Below are 18,806 nucleotides of genomic sequence, written 5' to 3'. Positions count from 1 at the left end.
CACACGACAGATGGACAGACTCACCCAAAGAATCCGTCACACGATGGGTACTTCTTTTGAGATCACTGCAGATGAAAAGGAGCCAGCCTACGGGACAGGAATCGCGGCCCCCTTCGGTCAAATCCGGGCCTGGATCGGGATGAGCCTCAGTTCCCTTCCCCTGACGCTTGTCCCGCACTACTACGTGTGAAAAAAATGAACCGATCTTCCCACGCGCCACAACCACTCCTCCCCTCAGACGGGCTTTCCGACAGCCTTAAATGGACCGGTCTTTCCGGATGGGGACTCATTCCGGTTTCCATTGCTCTCCTCGTGATAATTCCACTGGCCGTGGTGCTTTTTTCTTTGTTCACGCCGAGCGATGACGCATGGAGACACATCGTGGATACGCTGTTGGGACGATTACTCCTCAACACCTTCTGGTTGAGTCTGGGTGTTTTGAGCGGAACGGCCCTGCTTGGGGTCAGCCTGGCCTGGTTCTGCGCCACTTGCGATTTTCCCTTCAGGAAGTTCTTTGATTGGGCTCTGATGCTTCCCATGGCGATCCCCTCCTACGTCACCGCCTTCGTGGTCATCGGCCTCCTCGATTTTTCCGGCCCGGTCCAGTCGAATCTGCGCCGCTTGTTCGGGGAGGACCTTCGCTTTCCGGAGATCCGTTCCACAGGGGGCGTCGTCATCGTGATGATCCTGGCCCTGTATCCTTATGTCTACCTCCTTGCACGCAATGCCTTTCTCAGCCAGGGAAGGCGGGCCATGGAGGCCGCTCAATCGCTCGGACTTTCTCGCTGGCGGGGCTTCTTCCGTGTGGCCCTTCCCATGGGGAGACCCTGGATCTTCGGGGGACTGATGCTGGTCCTGATGGAAACACTCGCGGATTTCGGGACCGTTTCCATCTTCAATTACGACACCTTTGCAACAGCCATCTACAAGGCCTGGTTCGGGTTCTTCTCCCTCTCTGCAGCGTCTCAACTCGCCTCCCTCTTGATCCTGATCGTCTTTGTTCTCTTGTGGATGGAGCAGCGCTTGACGGCGAGAACCCGCTATACTCAGATTGAAAAGTCCGGCGCCCGGGGGGATCGCATTGTGTTACGCCCTCTGAGCGGATGTCTTGTATGTGCCTATGCCTCTATGGTCTTTCTTGCCGCTTTTGGGGTTCCGGTCACGCAACTTTCTGTCTGGACGCTTAATGTCTTTCAAAATGACTTTAGCCCCCGGTATTTCTCTTTTTTGTTTCATTCTCTTTTTCTCGGGGGATTCGGTGCCATTCTCACGGTTGCAACAGCGCTCCTACTGGTCTATGCGCTTCGCTTACAGGGCAACCCGCTCAACCGGATCATGGTCCGGATCGCCACACTCGGCTACGCCCTGCCCGGTACCGTTCTCGCCGTCGGTCTCTTCATCCCCCTGGCCTGGCTCGACAATAAATTAATCGCCCTGGGAAAGACCTGGTTTGGCAGGGACCCCGGGCTGATCCTAAACGGCACACTGATCGCCATGCTTCTGGCCTACCTGGTTCGCTTCCTTGCGGTCGCGCATCATCCTGTTCAGAGCGCCATGAAGCGAATTACACCGTCAATCGATGAAACATCACGGAGTCTCCGGATCAGCGGCTTCTCGATGTTGAGAAAGGTCCATCTGCCGGTCTTGCGCAGCGGATTGTTCACCGCCGCCACACTTGTCTTTGTCGACATAATGAAAGAGATGCCGATTACGTTGATGACACGACCTTTTGGATGGGATACCCTTGCAATCAGAATCTACGAAATGACTTCAGAGGGAGAATGGGAGCGCGCGGCCCTACCGGCAATGGCTCTTGTCCTGACCGGGCTTTTCCCGATCATACTGCTCACCAGAAATTCAAGAGAAGACGACGATGGCCAATAAGACGATTATCGAATTGCTTCATGTGAGCCGACAATATAAAAACAGCGAATCGCCTGCCATACACGATATCTCCTTTCACGTTGAAAAGGGAAAGGTCCTGGCCCTCCTGGGACCCAGCGGGAGCGGAAAGACAACCCTCCTCCGCTTAATCGCAGGGTTTGAGGCCCCAAACCAGGGAAAGATCTTCCTCGAGGGACGCGAGGTCAGCCGGCCTCGGGCCTTTGTGCCCCCTGAACAAAGAGGCGTCGGGATGGTCTTCCAGGATTATGCCCTGTTTCCTCATCTGAACGTTTCGGAAAATGTTGTTTTCGGATTAAGCCATTTAAGCCGACGCGATCAGAGTCGGAAGGAAGACAAGATCCTGGAACTGGTCGGCCTCTCTTCCTTGCGGCATCGCTACCCGCATGAACTCTCCGGAGGACAGCAGCAGCGTGTCGCCCTGGCACGCGCCCTCGCGCCCGACCCGATCGTTCTCCTCATGGACGAGCCTTTCAGCAACCTCGACCCCGACATGCGAACCCAGATGCAGCGGGAAGTATCATCCATCCTCGAGAAAACAGGAAGTACGGCAATCCTGGTGACCCACGACCACGAAGAGGCCTTTGCGATGGCGGATCAGATCGCTCTTCTCAATGAAGGCGTGTTGGAACAATGTGATACACCAGAGGTGATCTATCACACCCCCGCGACCCCTTTTGTGGCTGACTTTGTCGGAAAAGCCGATTTCATTCCAGGAACCGTTCGAGATCATTTGATTACGACAGAAATCGGCACCTTCCCAAACAAGGTGGAACTTCCACCCGGGACAGAGGTTATGGTCATGATTCGCCCGGACGACATCGACCTAATCCCGAACCCGAGGGGAGAGAACACCCTCTTTAAAAGGCAATTCCGCGGGTCGGAGAACGTCTACCGCATCCTTCTCCCCTCAGGCCAGGTCCTTCACAGCAGTCAACACTCCCTGACCGTCTATCCGGACCAGACCCGGGTCGAGCTTAAACTGAAAGTAACCCATACGGTGATCTTTGAGAAGAAAACAGACGTCTTTGAAAAAGATGCGACCGGCCGCTATCGCGTCCGGCCAAGAGAATGACACTCAGGTCAGAGTGAAAAGGTGAATCGTGATTAGGTTCACATGATGGTCCCGCATGCCTCAGTTCAGGACAAGGTAGGAGAATTGGGCACCACGGAAACGCCGCCATGGAGGCTTAGAGGGGTGTGCTGAGTCGTTATGTTTTTACCACGGCAATCTTGAGTTCTTTTACCTTCTTCCGAAGGGTATTCCGATTCATCCCGAGAAGCTGGGCCGCACGAACTTGATTGCCCTTGGTCTCCTTCAGGACAAGCTTGATCAACGGCTTCTCAAACTCGCGCAGCAAGAGACCATATAGTTTTTTTACTTTGCATTGTTTAATCTTTGCGACAAACTGGGAGAGCTTCTTTTCGACAAGTTCTTCCAGGGTCGGGTCGGGTTTTTTGTACTCTTCCTCTTTTTTTTTCACAAGTGCGGCGGAATGAAGACCATCAGTATCTCTGGAATGCAGGCGTTCCGACATTTCTCCGATGAGGGGAAATGTCCTCTCGACGGTGTCCGAAGACGAAACAATTGTGAAGAACGCCCTCCCCTCCTTCTTCATAAGTCGAAGCAGTTTGAGCTCCTCCGTTAAGTTCTCATCCGAGGCAATAACAACAACCGTATTGGGGGAATCATATTTTTTAGGGAGCGATTTTATCGATTTAAGAGCTTTGATCTGCGTACCGTTCAAACTGAATGCTTTTTGGAAATCCTTCACAAACTCCGCATGCTCATGAACGACAAAAATGTGTTGGGTCACAAAATACTCCAGGGAGGGAGGCAGGTGAACTACCTTTAAAAATATTAGATATCTATCTAGCATGTTCAATTTAATTCGTCAACCAAAAACACAAAAAACCGCCGTCGTAACTTGACAATCCCCACCTCCCATGCTACCCATCCCTGCAATGCGAGGAATGAATATGCAAAAAGACCCTTCAGGAGAAGGGAAAGAAAAAGCGGTCCAGGCGATGTTTTCGTCGATCGCACGCTTTTACGATTTGAATAACAGTCTCCTCTCACTTGGTCTGCATCATCGCTGGAAAAAAAGAACCCTTGAGGCCGTGGCACTCTGTCCGGGAGAGAAGGTCATAGACATCGGGGCCGGGACTGCCGATCTTTCCATCCTGGCTGCCGCCCAGGTCGGAAAGAACGGGGTGGTCATTACGAGCGATCTGAACGAAGCCATGCTCAGGATCGGCCTGAAAAAAGTGCAGGATCGACGACTCAGCCAAGTCCTTTGTCTCCTCGGAAATGCCGAGGAGCTCCCCCTGCCCGACACAACATTCGATGTTGCCCTGACTGGATTCTGTATCCGGAACCTCTCAGACCTCGACCAAGGCTTCCGGGAGATCTATCGTGTCCTCAGACCCGGAGGAAGGATGGCCTGTCTCGATTTTTCAAGGCCCGTGCAGCCTCTCTTCCGAAAATTCTACGACTTCTACTCCTTCACGCTCCTCCCCAAAATCGGAACATGGATCTCAAAAGACCAGACCGGTATCTATCAATATCTTCCTGATTCCATCCGAAAGTTCCCGGACCAGGAGGATCTCATAAAAAGGATCGAAGCCGCCGGCTTCAGAGACGTCTCCTACCAAAACCTCACAGGCGGAATCGTAGCCATTCATTTTGGAAAAAAATAAAGGCCTTGGATTCCGGCCTTCGCCGGAATGACGAACTAAAACAAGAAGATTAAAGGGAGGAGGAAACCGTCAAGTCGATTGCAAGACAAGGCCAGAGGTTTTTTTGAAGATCAACACGTACGCATGTACGTTGAGGAGGCAAAAAGGCCGATAACGCAGTATTGTAGGTGAATCGGCGGCTTATTAGGAGGGGGCTTTCGCGCTGATGATCGCCGCCCCCTGCATCGTCAGTGATTCAACCTGAATCTCGCAGAATCCCTCTTCCTTCATCGCCGTGCTCAGCTCTGAGACCCACTCGGTAAGCCGGATCACCTCTGGCAGTTCCCGAAGAACCTCCTTCCATTCAGGGTACCACCACCCCCCAATCGGTTGGGCCAGTTTAAAATAAAGCGTAAATAATTTTTGCAGCATCGGAGAGTCTGGATAGGTGAAATCATGCATGAGGAGCGTCCCCTCCGGAGCAATCATGCGTCGGCAATTTCGAATCAGGAGAGGAAGGTCGGCATACTTCGGGAGATAGGAGGTCGTAATCGTATCAAAGAATGCATCAATTAAGTATTCTTCGGCCGGCGAGTGAACAAAATCGACATTTCTGAACCCGAGAGCTTCCGCTTTGAGACGGGCGACATCCAGGTAGCCTTTTGTAATATCAACCCCGATCACTCGACACTCCGGGTATTTCTGTGCAATGGCAAAGGTGAGGATGCCGGTCCCACAGGCCAGATCAAGGACTCTTCGGGGCGCAGTAATTTGTGCCAGGATTCTTTTTTTCCATAAGCGATCGATGCCCAGTGTGAACCGGTGAACCACCTCATCATAACTCGGTCCGGTCCTGGAAAAAAACTTATCGATCCACCGTCGCTTCTCTTCAAGAGAGGCCATCTTCATTCATCCCGACTTTATATCATTAGGGAGCTCTGCCTCAGAAAAAACGGGATTGCACTCGTGATGCGTGTACAAAAACTATCGGCAAAGCACCCGTGTTGACGGAAGGCCCCAAAAAGATTAATCTTGGCTTGAAAGCACTTTGAATTTATACCACAGGTGCTTGAGATCTGACAAGAAGTCACTAAGATCCATAAATTGGATCTTAGTGAAGCCGTCAAGTCGCCTGAGAAATAAAGCTAGGGATCTTCGTTACCGATCGAGGCGTACTGATACCGTTTCTCTCTTCGATGTTCGAATGCAGCGAACAAATGAGAGCGTAGAGGGGGCGACGCCGGCCCCCTTTGCGGTCTCGGCAGTTTAGGAGGGGAAGGAATGCGGATTATTGTCATATCGATCTTTATGCCCATCCTCCTGATGTTTCCTGCGCCAACCCAACACAGGGTTTTCGAGGAAAAAATCCCAGTAAAGCCTTCTGCCCTCCGGACGGGAACCATCATCCCCCAACCGACTTTCTCTGAATCTTTCTCTGAAAAACCGACAGATATCCTCTTCCGGATCATCAACCGGAGCCGGGAAAAAATTTATCTTCAGGGGATCACTCAGGAAGAGCGTGCCGTACAACTCTTTTTCTATCATCGTGACAGAGGAAAGGGGTGGAAACCTTTCTTTTCATCCTTGCCCTGTGATCTCCCGACCTGCCGGAACTTGCACGCCTTTAAAGAAGACTGTCCCAAACCGGTTCCCTTTGTCCTCTCCCTCGGCGCAGCCGGAACAATAAATGCTGTTCGTGAATTTCGCTGGGGTGGACTTCTTTATCAGAGAATTGAGGCCACAAGAGAACCACGCGGAAGGCGTTATTGTTATAAAGGCTGGCTCCCAAAACGGGGCAGAATGCGGATAGAAGTCGAATTTTCCAAAACAAAACAAGCGAGCAGCGAGAGAAAAGGACTCATAGGAGGCCGGGCTCATACGGCCATCGAGTTTGATCTCCCTGCGCGCCGAGCGGTTTACGAGGTCTTTGTCGGTAGTTGATTCTTCCCCGTTTGCAGGCTCCCAAAAGAGGACAGACACCACACTTTTCCCAATTCGGTTTGATGGGGCAGGCGCCTGAGATACCAAGATGGCAAAGGGCGAAGTCATACTTCACAGGGTCGTGGGGATCAAAACGTAAGAGACTATCGGTAATCTCTTTTGCCATCTTCCAGCCAGAACTTTTTCGCGTGGTGAGCCCCAGATATCGTGAAATCCGGGCAATGTGCGTATCCAGAGGGATGATAAGTTTTTCAGCCGGGATCTCAGGCCAAAGGCCAAAATCAATCCCGTCTTTTGCCTCTTTAGGGCGAACCATCCACCGAAGAAAAAGGTTCATCCGTTTACAGGCGCTTCCGGAACTCGGAGCAGACAGAAGCTGTCTCAGACCTGCGGGGGCCTGATTCCGACCATAGATCGGACGAAGATCGAAGCTCCTTATCTCCGCGATGACACGTGAGAGGGTCGGCCCGATATCTTCCTCTTCCTTCCGATAAAGCGAAACAAATAGATTCTTCAAGGACCCGTGCCGCACAAGCACCCGGCTCATCAGGTAGACAAAAGCAAGGAGGTCTTCCGTCGCATTTAAGCGATAATAGATCCCCCGAAAACGCTTGCGCTCCCGCGACAGGTCAAAGGCGCGAAGATAATGATCAGGATGTCCGGAGCTCAAGTCCAGGATCTGACCCACCGTGTTCTTGAAGAGATCGACCCGGCCATAAGAAAGTGCCGCAGTCAGCCATGCCACAACCTCTATGTCTCTTGGATCTTTATAACGGCGCGGTATCTCGATCGGATCATCCTTGATCCGATGAAAAAAAGAGATCTCCCGATAAAATGATTCAAGTCGCAGGGCAAGGCGTTTCGCCTGATATCGCGTCATTACTCGACAAACTCCTAGGGGAGAAAGGGCCGGATGAGCAGGACAACACCCACGATAACGAAGGGCATGATAAGGTTCAGCCTGAGCCCCGTCTTGATCATGGTCTGCATCGGGATGCGCTCCGTTCCAAAGACAATGGCGTTCGGCGGGGTCGCCACCGGCAGCATAAACGCACAGGAGGCGGACAGCGTGGCCGTCGCCAACAAGAGGGTCATGTCGTGCCCGCTTCCCAGGGCAACGGCGGCCAGGATCGGGAGAAGAACCTGGGTCGTGGCCGTGTTACTGGTAATCTCAGTAAGAAAGGTCACCCCCAGCGCAATGCCGAACATCATGAGGGGAACGGAGACCTCGGTTAAAAAGGCCAGTTGAGATCCCATCACCCCGGAAAGCCCGGAGCGCTGCATCCCCATCGCCAGGGCGAACCCTCCGCCCAAAAGAATCATGATCCCCCAGGGAAGCCGGCCAAAGGCCTCACGATCGAGAACCGGGTTTCCCTCTTTAACCGGAACGAGAAAAAGAAACAGGGCGGCGGCGATGGCCACCGTGCCATCATCAACGCCCGGATAGGGCAAAAGCGCGGACCAGCCCGGCAGGGTAAAGCCCTCTGCAACAATCCCCTTTCGGGTCATCCAGGCCAGGGCCGTGATCCCAAGGACCCAGGCAACAAAGCGCTCCTCCCGACGGAAGGGACCGAGTTGCCGGATCTCTTCTTCCAGGCTCCCGACAGCCGATGCGGTCCAGGGCATTTTGCGAACCAATCGACCCAACAAAAGATAGAGGACCGTGAGGCCTGCAAAAACAATTGGAATCCCCAGGGCCATCCATTGAAGAAAGCTGATCGCATGCTCCGGATCATGGGTGTTGATCGTCTCGAGAAAGATGAGGTTGGGCACTGTCCCAACCGGGGTCCCCATGCCCCCGATGTTTGCCGAATAGGCCACCGTCAGCAGAAGTGTAGGGGTGACCACCTTCATCTCTTTCGAAGGAAGTTGTCGGTCCAAACGGGCGATCACTGCCATCGCGATGGTGGCCATCAGCATGGTCGTTGCCGTATTGGAAATCCACATGGAGAGAAAAGCCGTCGCGCCTGAAAAACCCATGAAGATCTGTAGAAGGCTGGCATGCCATCGTGAAAGGATCAGGAGGGCAATACGGCGGTGGAGTCCTGTCCGTTCCATCGCCTGAGCGATTAAAAACCCGCCGAGAAAGAGGAACATGATACTGGTCATATAGCGTGGCGCAGTTTCTTTGGCGGTTGCGATCCCGGTCAGGGGAAAGGCAACCAGGGGAAGAAGGGCCGTAACCGCAAGAGGAGCACACTCCGTCATCCACCAGAGCGCCATCCAGAGGGCGATGCCCAGCATGAGGGGTGCCTTCGGGTGATCCGGAGAGTCAAGAAGGAAGGGGACAACCACACCGATGGAGGGTCCAATCAGGAGGGCGGCCTTTCTTAAACGACGAATCATGAGATTCCTGAAGTATTTTCTATAAGACGGTCATCGTATCACAACCCACTTCTAAGCACCAAACCTCCGATTCGCCTGCAAATACTACGTTATCGGACTTTTTGGTCCCTCAACGTACGAAGAGTACGCCTCGATCACCAACGAAGACCTCTGCCTTTGTCTTGCATGCGACTTCTGTGGTTTATCCCAAGATCCGTTGGCCCGAAATGAGATATAATAAAAACCAGTTCAGAGAAAGGATCAGCTTGGAAAAATCCTATAACATCCTGATTGTCGGAGGCGGGATCATCGGGAGCAGTCTCGCCATGGCCCTTGCCGAGAGGGGCCAAAAAGAGATCGGGGTGGTCGATGTCGATCTTTCCGGGAGGTGGAGTTCTTCAGAGCGAAATGCCGGCGGAGTTCGGGCCTTTTGGGACCAACCAGTCAATATCCACCTTTCCAGCTTATCAATCTCCTTTTTTGAAAAGATCTCCGAAGTAGTGGGGTTTCATCAAAAGGGCTACCTCTGGCTTCATGATCAAGCAGGATGGAAGACCATCAACAAGCGCATCACGAAGCTGAAAGAAAACGGATGTGAGATTGCAGCTCTTAGCCCGGTGGAAATTCAACAACGCTTCCCCTTTCTTGACCGCCTCAATGGCATTTCCGGGGGAACATTTTCTCCCCGAGATGGCCTGATCAATCCCAACCTCCTGAAGAATTATTATCGAGACCATGCATCTACAGAGGTCGATTGGATCGATCGCCACAGGGTCAAAGAGGTGATCATCGAAGAAGGGAGAGTAAGGCAGGTCCGCCTGCAAAAGATTCTCGACGAGAAAGATGTTGGGACGTTTTTAAAAGAGGGTGCATCTCCTGACCAAGGAACGGTGTCCGAGGTTGAAGTTCGGACCCTGGTCAATACCAGTGGCGCATGGGCTCCGTCTCTGGCAAAGTTGTACGGGAAGGAACTTCCCTCGATCCCGGTCAGACGTCAGGTCTCTGTGATGCATTGCAAGGGGGTTGATCTCTCACCTTACGGAATGATTGTCGACACCAGCGGTCTCTACTTTCATCACGAGGCTGGGAATATCCTGGCAGGATATTCTATCCCCTCGGAGCCGGCCGGAGTTCGCTTTGGCGACGAAGGGTCCAACTTCTTTCTCCAGGAGATCTGGCCTCGGCTCGCTGAAAGAAGCAGTCGATTTGAAAGACTAAAGTACATCGGTGGCTGGGCCGGATTGTACGCCATTTCCCCCGATAAAAGCGCCATTATCGGCCGCGTTGAGGGCCTCACAAACCTCTTCGAGGCCCATTCTTTTTCAGGCCGGGGCATCATGCAGTCTTATGCGGCCGGCCAGGCCCTGGCCGAACGCATCCTTAAGGGGAAATACCAAATGATTAATCTATCGTCTCTTTCAGGGGACCGCTTTAAAGAGAGAAACTTGGTGCCGGAGGGCTTACATATCTAGACAAACCTCACGCAAGCACTTCCCGCCGCGGGAATGACCGTGGACGTTGATAGCGCCACACGATTCTGGTACCATGACTTTATGGGATCATTCATAAGACCATCCAGAGCTGTCACAAGCCCAAGATTCTCTGGAAAACCGGTTTCCAAAATTTTTCTTCTTTTCTTTTTAACCCTCATCACCACCCAAACAGACCATGTACTGGCGCAGGGTCGCCCGCCGACCAAGGTCGTTGTCTCCCCTGTGATCTTAGAGTCGATTCATGATCAGGTACAACTGATCGGGACGGTGGAGTCCTGGCGAACCAGTCGGGTTGCCGCCGAAACCTCGGGGAAAGTTGCCGTCCTGAAGGGACGTCGCGGAGATCGGGTCGAGAAGGGTGCCGTCCTGGCCCGCCTGGGGAAAAGCGCGCTTCAATTGAAGTTAAGGGAAACCATCGCCAGGCGGAATGCATCCCGGGCGCGCCTGAAAAAAGCAGTTGATCAGATGAAGCGTTCTGAAAAATTGGTGAAGGAGGCCCTCCTTTCAGAAAGGGCCTATCGCGAGGCCGAGTTGACGGTAGACGAGTTGAGAGAAGGCCTCGCGGTCAGTGAGGCTGCAATTCTGCAAATTCGGGATGAATTGGAGAAAAAGACCGTGAGGGCACCCTTTGATGGTGTGGTCACCCGAGAGTTAACGGAGGTGGGTCAGTGGGTACAAAAGGGGGGCGGCATTCTCCGGATGGTTGACCTCTCGACAGTTCGCATCCTCGTTGATATCCCGGAAAGATATGTTTCAGGAGTGAAGAAGGGGAGCGCTGTGCGTGTCAGGATTGATGCCCTCGGGAAGGAAACCTTTCCGGGAAAGGTCCACGCACTGGTTCCCGAGGGGGACCGGGCGTCCCGTCTCTTTCCATTGGAAATCCGAGTCAAAAATGCGCAGTTCCGTATCAAGGAAGGGATGCTGGCCAGGGTCGAATTTGACCTCGGGGAGGCACGACGCAGTCTGATGGTCGACAAAGATGCCATTATTGTAAGAGGTCCTCAAACCTACCTCTTTTCCATCCAGGAGGGCAAGGCCATCCGACAGAAGGTCTCCACCGGGAAGGCGAAGGGGACACGGATTGAAATCAAGGGTCCAATCGAAGAGGGACAATTGGTGGTCATTCGTGGGAACGAACGCTTGCGTGATGGCCAAGCGGTAGAAGTCCTCCCAAGCAAATAGTCAGGCGAAACTAATGAAGTTCATTCGTAACGATATCAGCATGCCTAGATTTTACTTCAGGGCAAGGCGCGAGGAACACAGAACCACAACGTATGTGTCTATACGTGAGGATTCGAGCACCACAGCAACGCCGCCATGGAGGAATGGGTCTCGCGAAGCCAAGGATGGGTGTGTTGATATAGTTACGTTTGTTCAAGAGATCCCATGAAGTTCATTCAAGAAATGATAGACCGACCGGTCACGGTGACCGTCGGTGTCATCCTGCTCCTTCTCTTTGGGTTGATCGCACTCTTCAAGATTCCAGTCCAGCTCACCCCCGAAGTCATCAAACCGGAGATCACGGTAGATACCTTCTGGCGCGGGGCCAGCCCGCTCGAGATTGAGAGAGAAATCATCGAGCGGCAGGAAGAGCAGCTTAAGGCGATCCCCGGACTGGTTGAGATGACGAGTACAAGCCGGGACAGCCGCGGGGCGATTGTCCTGAGCTTTCGAACGGGAACCGATCTGGACAGTGTCCTGCTCCAGGTCTCGAACCGTCTCAACCAGGTCTCCAATTTTCCGCTTGAGGCCGATCGGCCCCTCCTTCGGACCGTCAATGTCGGGTCCTCCGCCATTGCCTGGTTCATCCTCAAGACCCGGCCGGGGAATCAAAAAGATATTAATACCACCCACGATTTTGCTGAAGACTTTATAAAAGCCCGCTTGGAGCGGGTACCCGGCGTTGCCATCAGTAACGTTTTCGGTGGAATAGAGCGCGAGATGCAGGTCCGGATTGACCCGGACCGCGTTGCTGCATTCAACATCACAATCCTCGACCTGATCTCTGCCCTGAAAAGAGAAAATACCGATATCAGCGCAGGTGATTTTGATGAGGGAAAACGACGTTACATCGTTCGAACCCTTGGCAAGTACCGCTCTCCTCAGGATATCGAAGAGGTCGTCATCAAGACCGTTGAGGGAAAACGAATACGGGTCAGTGATGTGGCTCAGGTTCAACTCGGCTTCAAGAAACCACAGCGGATGGTCCGGCAAAACGGCGACCCTGCCGTCGCCGTCAATGTCCTGCAGGAATCAGGGGCCAACACCCTGGAGGTTATGGAAGGACTGAGAGAAGCTGTAAAAGATCTCAACGCCGGCATCCTGAAAGACAACGATCTCCATCTTAACCAGGTCTATGATGAGACGGACTACATCGTCAGTTCTATCGCCCTTGTGAAGAAAAACCTGATCGCCGGGGGCTTTCTGGCAGTGCTGGTGCTGATTCTCTTTTTACGGAGCGGGTCCAGTACGCTGATTGTTGCCACAGCCATCCCAATCAGCGTCATCGGAACCTTTCTGGTCCTCCGCATCCTTGGACGAAATCTAAACGTGGTCTCCATGGCCGGAATGGCCTTTGCTGTCGGGATGGTCGTCGATGTGGCGATTGTGGTCCTGGAGAATATTTACCGCCACCGGCAAATGGGAAAGGATCGCAATCAGGCCGTAATTGATGGGATGTCTGAAGTCTGGGGCGCCGTCCTGGCGAGCACGCTCACAACCATTGCGGTCTTCCTCCCCATCTTCTTTATTGAAGAGCAGATCGGCCAGCTCTTTCGGGACATTGCCATCGCCATCAGCGCCAGTGTCTCCCTGAGTCTGATCGTCGCGATGACCGTTATCCCGACTTTTGCCTCAAGAATTATCGACGGTGCCGCCCCGCTTGAAAAAAGTGGGAAGACCGGCGATGTTCACAACCTTTTCGGGATCGTCCCACTCGCCGCGAAGGCTTCGGACGGGATCGCCCTTCTCGTTTATCGGATCTGCCGCCGTCCCCTCCTCGCCTTCGGAGTCGTTGCGGGACTCACCCTCTTCTCCGTCGGGCTCGCCTGGTTTCTGATACCGAAAGCCGAATACCTTCCGGAAGGCAACAGGAACCTGGTCATCGGCATTCTCTTGCCGCCCCCTGGATACAACCTCGAGGAAGTACGGAAGATCGGAGAGGAGATCGAGGCTGATCTAAGACCCTATTGGGAAAAAGACAACCTGAACCCAAAACCGGAGGACCCGGACGGACCGGAAATCACCAATTTCTTCTACGTCGCTTCCGGCCGACAAGTCTTCATGGGGGTGCGGACACAGGATCCAACGCGGATCCGGGAAATGATCCCGATCATGCGGAAAACACTTCGCAAGATTCCCGGAATGATTGCCATTGTTTTACAATCGGGTCTCTTCTCAAGAGGACTCGGAGAAGGACGAAGCATCGACGTCGCATTTTCCGGACCGGATCTGAACAAATTGGTCGGTCTCGGCCGACGGACCTTTGGCCAACTGAGGGGCCTTATGTCCCAGGCACAGATCCGGCCGGTCCCAGGACTCGACCTTGGAAATCCAGAGGTCCAGGTAATTCCCGACCCCACACGCATGGCCGATATGAAACTATCGGCGAGTGAATTGGGGCGAACAATAGATGCTTTACTGGATGGGACAAAAGCGACCGACTACTTCGAAGAAGGCGAACGGCTTGATCTGGTCGTCAAGGGGCTTGATCGTTTTGATGGGCCGATTGAGGACCTGGAACACCTTCCGATCCGAACCCCGACCGGCCGCATCGTCACACTGAATTCCCTGGCAGAACTCGTGATCACCAATGGTCCGGAACAGGTTAATCATCTGGAACGGGAACGGACAATTTCGATCCGCGTCGTCCCGCCGATCGAAATCTCCCTCCAGGAAGCGATGGAGGTCATCGAAGAAAAAGTCCTTGCGCCCATGAAGGCCCAGGGCGTTCTCCGTCCCCCTTATCGTGTGGCCTTAAAAGGCACCGCGGATGACCTGCTCGTCACACGGGAAGCGATACAATGGAACTTGATCCTTGCCGCGGTGATCACCTATCTGCTGATGTCTTCCCTCTTTGAAAGTTTTTTCTATGCCTTCGTCATCATGTTCAGTGTCCCCCTGGCAGCGGGGGGCGGTTTCCTCGGGCTCTGGCTGGTGAATAAATTCATCACCTACCAGACCTTCGACATCCTCACAATGCTCGGTTTCATTATTCTGATCGGGACCACCGTGAATAACGCAATCCTCATCATCCACCAGGCCCTCGTCTATATCCGGGAAGAAGGAGAGATCGCGATCAAGGCGGTACAACGATCAGTTCGGGTCCGGATTCGTCCGATCTTTATGAGCATGCTCACCAGTGTCTTTGGCATGCTTCCTCTGGTTCTCTTCACCGGACCGGGATCTGAGATTTATCGCGGCATTGGCAGTGTCGTCATCGGTGGCCTGGTCCTCTCTACCCTGTTTACACTTTTCTTGGTTCCCGCGCTCTTCAGCCTGATGCTCGATTTTGGAAATCGACTGACAAGAAGCAAACCGGCCGGGATCCATCTGGAAGAAGGTGTCGTCCCAAAAGGATAATATCCCGATTTGACCGGAAAACTTATACCTCTTTGCGGATAGACTCGAGTTCAATTAAAATGAGAGACTCTTTCGGGGTTCAGAAAGGAAAAAAACCTACGGTTATGGCGGGCCTAATAATACCGGACATTTCTATTTCTTCTTGGAATGGGATGATTTTTTGATTGACGAACAAACACGAGGTTGTGTATCTTTATGCCTTAGGTGTGACCACCTGAACACACCTCGAAATGGTTCAATCGTAAGGAGGACAAGCATGAAAAACCCGCTCGACTCGGAGTTGGGAACCATTATCAGCGGTTTTCTACTCACCATTGTGCTCTATCTGATTGTCAGTGCCGTGATATAAACTGCAGGGGTATTGACACATCACCATTCACCCTTAGTTAGGAAGGAATGATTATGAATGCGTTGGAGCTCTTTTTTCGATGGGCACATTTCCTGTTTGGAATCACCTGGATCGGTATCCTCTATTACTTTAATTTCATCCAGGGACGCTACCTCAAAGCCATCACGCCGGAAGCAAAGGGCGAGGCCGTGAAACACCTTGTTCCCCGTGCACTAGCCTACTTTCGCTATGGGGCACTCGGGACATGGGTCTTTGGTGTATTGATTCTGATGACCCGGGGAACACTGGGAGAGGCATTCATGCTACAAGGAGCCCCCGCCGTGATCGGGATGGGCGCCTGGCTCGGCACGATTATGTTTCTCAATGTCTGGTTGATCATCTGGCCGAACCAAAAAAAGGTACTTGGGATGGTGAGCGCCACGCCGGAAGAAAAGGCAAAATCAGCGCGTATCGCGTTCCTGGCCTCACGGATCAACACGCTGCTATCGATTCCGATGCTTTTCTTCATGGCCGGTTCAAGCCACGCGCCCGCAGGGTTCTTCGGCTGATCTAGGTATGCCAGCCTGTCAGCACGAACCTAATACCGGATGCGTGTCTATGGCCTTCTCCCATCGGTACGGCGCACAACCCAGGTATAAATACCAACGTTTATTCCTAGGACAAAAATGCCGAGTACGATCTGTAGTCGGCGGGTCAGGATAGCCGGATAGAGGATCGGAAGAAGATAGTGTTCGATAAAACCGGTGCTGTACCCGGAAGTACCGCCCCTCTCACGGAGCCAATTTTCCAAGGGCGTGAGCGGGCAGCCCCCCCCCCCACAACTGCAATTCCTGCTGCCCAGAGGACGGCAGGAACATGAACCCAGCCCCAAAATCTCTGCCGGAGCACCAGAATTCCTCCCAGCAAGGCGAAAAGAACAAAAACCACATGAATCAGAACAACAAGATCAGCGAGAATGCGATAGAACATCTTTACGCTTCTCCCTATCTATTTGATAATCCCGACCTCCCTTGCAACCTTTTTAAATTTTCCCAGGGCAAAGGCCAGGTCCGCCTCGTCATGCGCAGCAGAGATTTGAACACGTATCCGGTCTTCTCCTCTCGGAACGACCGGGAAAGAAAAGGGGACCACAAAGACCTCTTCCTCAAAGAGGCGCTTCGCCATCTCTTTTGCCTTCATCGGATCTCCGATTAAGACCGGGATAATCGGGTGGACCCCCGTTTTGATTCTGAGACCCATCGCCATAATGCCCTCTCGAAAAAACCGGGTGTTGGCCCGGAGCCCTTTCCTCCGCTCCGGTTCTCTTTCCAGCAGATCAAAGGCGGCAAGGGCGGCCGAAGCAATCATGGGTGGAAGGGCGTTCGAGAAGAGGTAAGGCCGGGAGCGCTGGCGGAGAAGATCGATCAATTCGCGGCGTCCCGAAACAAAGCCCCCGGAAGCCCCCCCCATCGCCTTGCCCAGGGTGCTGGTAATTAAATCCACACGCCCCATCACGTCGCAGTGATCAATAGACCCCCGCCCTTCATCCCCCATAAATCCGGTCGCATGCGAATCGTCGACCATCACAAGCGACTCATAGCGCTCCGCCAGGCGGCAGATCTCGGTCAGGGGCGCGATCTCTCCATCCATCGAGAAGACGCCATCGGTAGTGATGATCCGCATCCGGTGGTGTTTTGCCTCCCGGAGTTTTTCTTCCAGGTCATCCATATCCATATGCCGGTAGCGGTAGCGTGCCGCCTTACACAGTCGGACGCCATCAATGATAGAAGCATGATTCAGAGCATCGGAGAGGATCGCATCTTCCTGCGAAAAAAGGGTCTCAAAAAGGCCCGTGTTTGCGTCAAAACAGGAGGAAAAAAGCAGGGTGGCATCGGTTTTCAGAAAAGTGCTAATCCGTGCTTCCAGCCGGGTGTGGAGATCTTGTGTTCCACAGATAAAGCGAACCGATGCCATGCCGTAGCCCCGTTCATCAAGCGCCTTCTTCGCGGCTTGGATCAGGTCGAGATGATCGGCCAGATCAAGATAGTTGTTGGCACAGAGGTTCAAAAGACGCCGTCCTTCAACGATGATGTGTGTCCCTTGGGGGGAGGTGATCGGCCACTCCTCCTTGGTCAGGCCGGACCGTTTGATCTCTGCAAGTTCAGCGCAGACGATTTTTCTGACCTTTTCAATCATCTTCATTCTCCTCGGTCTTTCATCAAAGATTTGTTGAGCAATGACTTGTTAAGATAAAGGACAACCTTGGCCGCCTCTCTTGGACTCGCCTCCATCATTTGGAAGCCTTTTTCGAAGTCCTCAAAAGAGAGGTGGTGGGTCAGGACCGGGCCTGGATCGAGTCGGCCCGAATTCAGCATCCCGGCCATCTCAAACCAGGTCTCAAACATCTTTCGGCCATTAATCCCGTAGAGTCGGATTCCTTTAAAGATGATCTCCTCGCTAAAATCGACCGCCACCGACTGTGATGGAAGCCCAAAGGCCGAGAAGCGCCCACCTTTTTGTACCATCTTCAGGCCGTCTGAGATGGCTTGCGGATCTCCTGACATTTCAATAACCACATCGGCACCGGACCCCGCAGTCTCGTCCATGACCGCTTCGACAACATTTACCTGATCGGCATGATAGACCCGGTCTGCCCCCATTTTACGACCGATCTCAAGGCAAAGCGGGTTTAAGCCGGTCATCATGATCCTTGAAGCGCCCGAGACCCGGGCCACAGCAATCGATAAGAGGCCCACCGGTCCATCCCCCAGGATGAGGACCTCTCGGCCCGCAACCGGTTCAACCAAGGTCGCATAAATCGCATTCCCGAGAGGGTCCTGAATGGATGCAATATCAGGAGGGAGAGACGACTCATTTTTCCAGAGACTGCGTTCCGGGATGGCGACAAGCTCTGCAAAACAACCGTCCCGATCCACGCCCAGGATCACCAGATCATCACAAAGGTGGCACATCCCCCGCAAGCAGGTTCCACAGATAAGACAAGGAATATGGCTGTCGGCCGAAACAAAGTCACCCGGCCTGAAGCGCTTGACACCTAAGCCGACCTCGACCACTTTCCCGGAAAGTTCATGACCGATAATTTGAGGAAGCGCCTTGACCCGGCCTTGCGCCCAGCCATCCCAACGATCCAGGTGGAGATCCGTCCCGCAGATGGAGACCACATCAACCTGGATCATCACCTCGTCCGCTTGCAGAGAAGGAATGGGGACCTCATGCATCTCCAATCCCTTCCCTTTTTTGGTCTTGACGATTGCCTTCATTGGGCCTCCTAAGAATCTATTCTTTAATTATATACCCATCTTCCCTTCTTGATGGTCCCCTCATAGGGTTCACTCCGAAATAGTTGAGTTATAACTGAAAGTGGTGTATTGAGTACTTGAAAAAAAGCGGCGTATCTGGTTGATTTGAAACTGCGAAGAAAACAAATAACCGAAAGGATACGCCACCATGAATAAGAACACCGTTATTTCTTTAAAAGATCGAGAAGATATTTCAGATCCGTTCAGAGATTTACTGAGAGCTGGCGCTCGAAAATT

Annotated in this window: 15 protein-coding genes and 2 pseudogenes (1 of these 17 running past the window's edge); 10 read left to right on the top strand and 7 right to left on the bottom strand. The window is 53.0% G+C overall.

The features are described from left to right. The first annotated feature begins 10 nt into the window (after positions 1-10). From EYQ01_08180 to EYQ01_08170, 3 genes are read left to right on the top strand one after another with little or no spacing between them, the layout of a single operon-like run. Positions 11-190, top strand: a complete 180-nt coding sequence (locus EYQ01_08180; protein HIE65771.1) for a hypothetical protein — start codon at positions 11-13, stop codon at positions 188-190. A 5-nt stretch (positions 191-195) separates the two neighbouring features. Beyond that, on the top strand, positions 196-1,884 hold the full coding sequence (locus EYQ01_08175) for an iron ABC transporter permease (protein HIE65770.1): 1,689 nt from the start codon (positions 196-198) through the stop codon (positions 1,882-1,884). Continuing rightward, positions 1,874-2,977: an ABC transporter ATP-binding protein gene (locus EYQ01_08170; protein ID HIE65769.1), complete on the top strand. Its 1,104-nt coding sequence runs from the start codon at positions 1,874-1,876 to the stop codon at positions 2,975-2,977. Before EYQ01_08175 ends, EYQ01_08170 begins: the two co-directional genes overlap by 11 nt. Positions 2,978-3,113: 136 nt before the next feature. On the opposite strand, the gene EYQ01_08165 is transcribed toward EYQ01_08170, so the two are convergent. Then, entirely contained in the window at positions 3,114-3,782 is a 669-nt protein-coding gene (locus tag EYQ01_08165) for a hypothetical protein (GenBank protein HIE65768.1), read from the bottom strand. Between the two features lie 94 nt (positions 3,783-3,876). Here EYQ01_08165 and ubiE point away from each other — a divergent pair, with 94 nt between their 5' ends. Beyond that, complete coding sequence (gene ubiE / locus EYQ01_08160; GenBank protein HIE65767.1) at positions 3,877-4,602, top strand: bifunctional demethylmenaquinone methyltransferase/2-methoxy-6-polyprenyl-1,4-benzoquinol methylase UbiE; 726 nt, start codon at positions 3,877-3,879, stop codon at positions 4,600-4,602. Between the two features lie 183 nt (positions 4,603-4,785). Here ubiE and EYQ01_08155 read toward each other — a convergent pair whose 3' ends face one another. Continuing rightward, entirely contained in the window at positions 4,786-5,490 is a 705-nt protein-coding gene (locus tag EYQ01_08155) for a methyltransferase domain-containing protein (GenBank protein HIE65766.1), read from the bottom strand. A 372-nt stretch (positions 5,491-5,862) separates the two neighbouring features. Between EYQ01_08155 and EYQ01_08150 the strand changes: the two genes are divergently transcribed. Continuing rightward, positions 5,863-6,522 carry a hypothetical protein gene (locus EYQ01_08150; protein ID HIE65765.1) on the top strand — a complete coding sequence of 220 codons (660 nt, stop codon included), beginning with the start codon at positions 5,863-5,865 and terminating at the stop codon, positions 6,520-6,522. Here the strand turns inward: EYQ01_08150 and EYQ01_08145 are convergent. Next, a complete protein-coding gene (locus EYQ01_08145) occupies positions 6,440-7,402 on the bottom strand; it encodes a TIGR02757 family protein (protein HIE65764.1) in 963 nt (320 codons plus the stop codon). The two genes, EYQ01_08150 and EYQ01_08145, sit on opposite strands and share 83 nt — an antisense overlap. A gap of 14 nt (positions 7,403-7,416) precedes the next feature. Further along, positions 7,417-8,868 carry an SLC13/DASS family transporter gene (locus EYQ01_08140; protein HIE65763.1) on the bottom strand — a complete coding sequence of 484 codons (1,452 nt, stop codon included), beginning with the start codon at positions 8,866-8,868 and terminating at the stop codon, positions 7,417-7,419. A 101-nt stretch (positions 8,869-8,969) separates the two neighbouring features. Between EYQ01_08140 and EYQ01_08135 the strand changes: the two genes are divergently transcribed. From EYQ01_08135 to EYQ01_08120, 4 genes are all read left to right on the top strand, one after another. Continuing rightward, entirely contained in the window at positions 8,970-10,319 is a 1,350-nt protein-coding gene (locus EYQ01_08135) for an FAD-binding oxidoreductase (GenBank protein HIE65762.1), read from the top strand. A gap of 33 nt (positions 10,320-10,352) precedes the next feature. Then, on the top strand, positions 10,353-11,522 hold the full coding sequence (locus EYQ01_08130) for an efflux RND transporter periplasmic adaptor subunit (GenBank protein ID HIE65761.1): 1,170 nt from the start codon (positions 10,353-10,355) through the stop codon (positions 11,520-11,522). Positions 11,523-11,726: 204 nt separating this feature from the next. Continuing rightward, the gene (locus EYQ01_08125; GenBank protein ID HIE65760.1) at positions 11,727-14,921 is read left to right on the top strand and encodes an efflux RND transporter permease subunit; all 3,195 of its coding nucleotides are present in this window, start codon (positions 11,727-11,729) and stop codon (positions 14,919-14,921) included. 396 nt (positions 14,922-15,317) lie between these two features. Beyond that, entirely contained in the window at positions 15,318-15,818 is a 501-nt protein-coding gene (locus EYQ01_08120; protein ID HIE65759.1) for a hypothetical protein, read from the top strand. A gap of 47 nt (positions 15,819-15,865) precedes the next feature. Here EYQ01_08120 and EYQ01_08115 read toward each other — a convergent pair. The 3 genes and pseudogenes from EYQ01_08115 to EYQ01_08105 all read right to left on the bottom strand — a co-directional run bounded on the left by EYQ01_08115 (position 15,866) and on the right by EYQ01_08105 (position 18,530). Next, positions 15,866-16,239, bottom strand: a pseudogene (locus EYQ01_08115) (DUF2784 domain-containing protein). A gap of 18 nt (positions 16,240-16,257) precedes the next feature. Then, positions 16,258-17,445 carry a glycine C-acetyltransferase gene (locus EYQ01_08110; protein ID HIE65758.1) on the bottom strand — a complete coding sequence of 396 codons (1,188 nt, stop codon included), beginning with the start codon at positions 17,443-17,445 and terminating at the stop codon, positions 16,258-16,260. 2 nt (positions 17,446-17,447) lie between these two features. After that, positions 17,448-18,530 carry an L-threonine 3-dehydrogenase gene (locus tag EYQ01_08105; protein HIE65757.1) on the bottom strand — a complete coding sequence of 361 codons (1,083 nt, stop codon included), beginning with the start codon at positions 18,528-18,530 and terminating at the stop codon, positions 17,448-17,450. Positions 18,531-18,717: 187 nt separating this feature from the next. On the opposite strand from EYQ01_08105, the pseudogene EYQ01_08100 reads away from it, so the two are divergent. Next, a pseudogene (locus EYQ01_08100) lies at positions 18,718-18,806 on the top strand (IS256 family transposase); it runs 1,214 nt beyond the window's last position.

Source organism: Candidatus Manganitrophaceae bacterium (assembly GCA_012960925.1).
Lineage (GTDB): Bacteria > Nitrospirota > Nitrospiria > SBBL01 > JAADHI01 > DUAG01.
The sequence above is the reverse complement of the archived record's forward strand: the minus strand, read 5'-3'. Positions and strand labels throughout refer to the sequence as shown.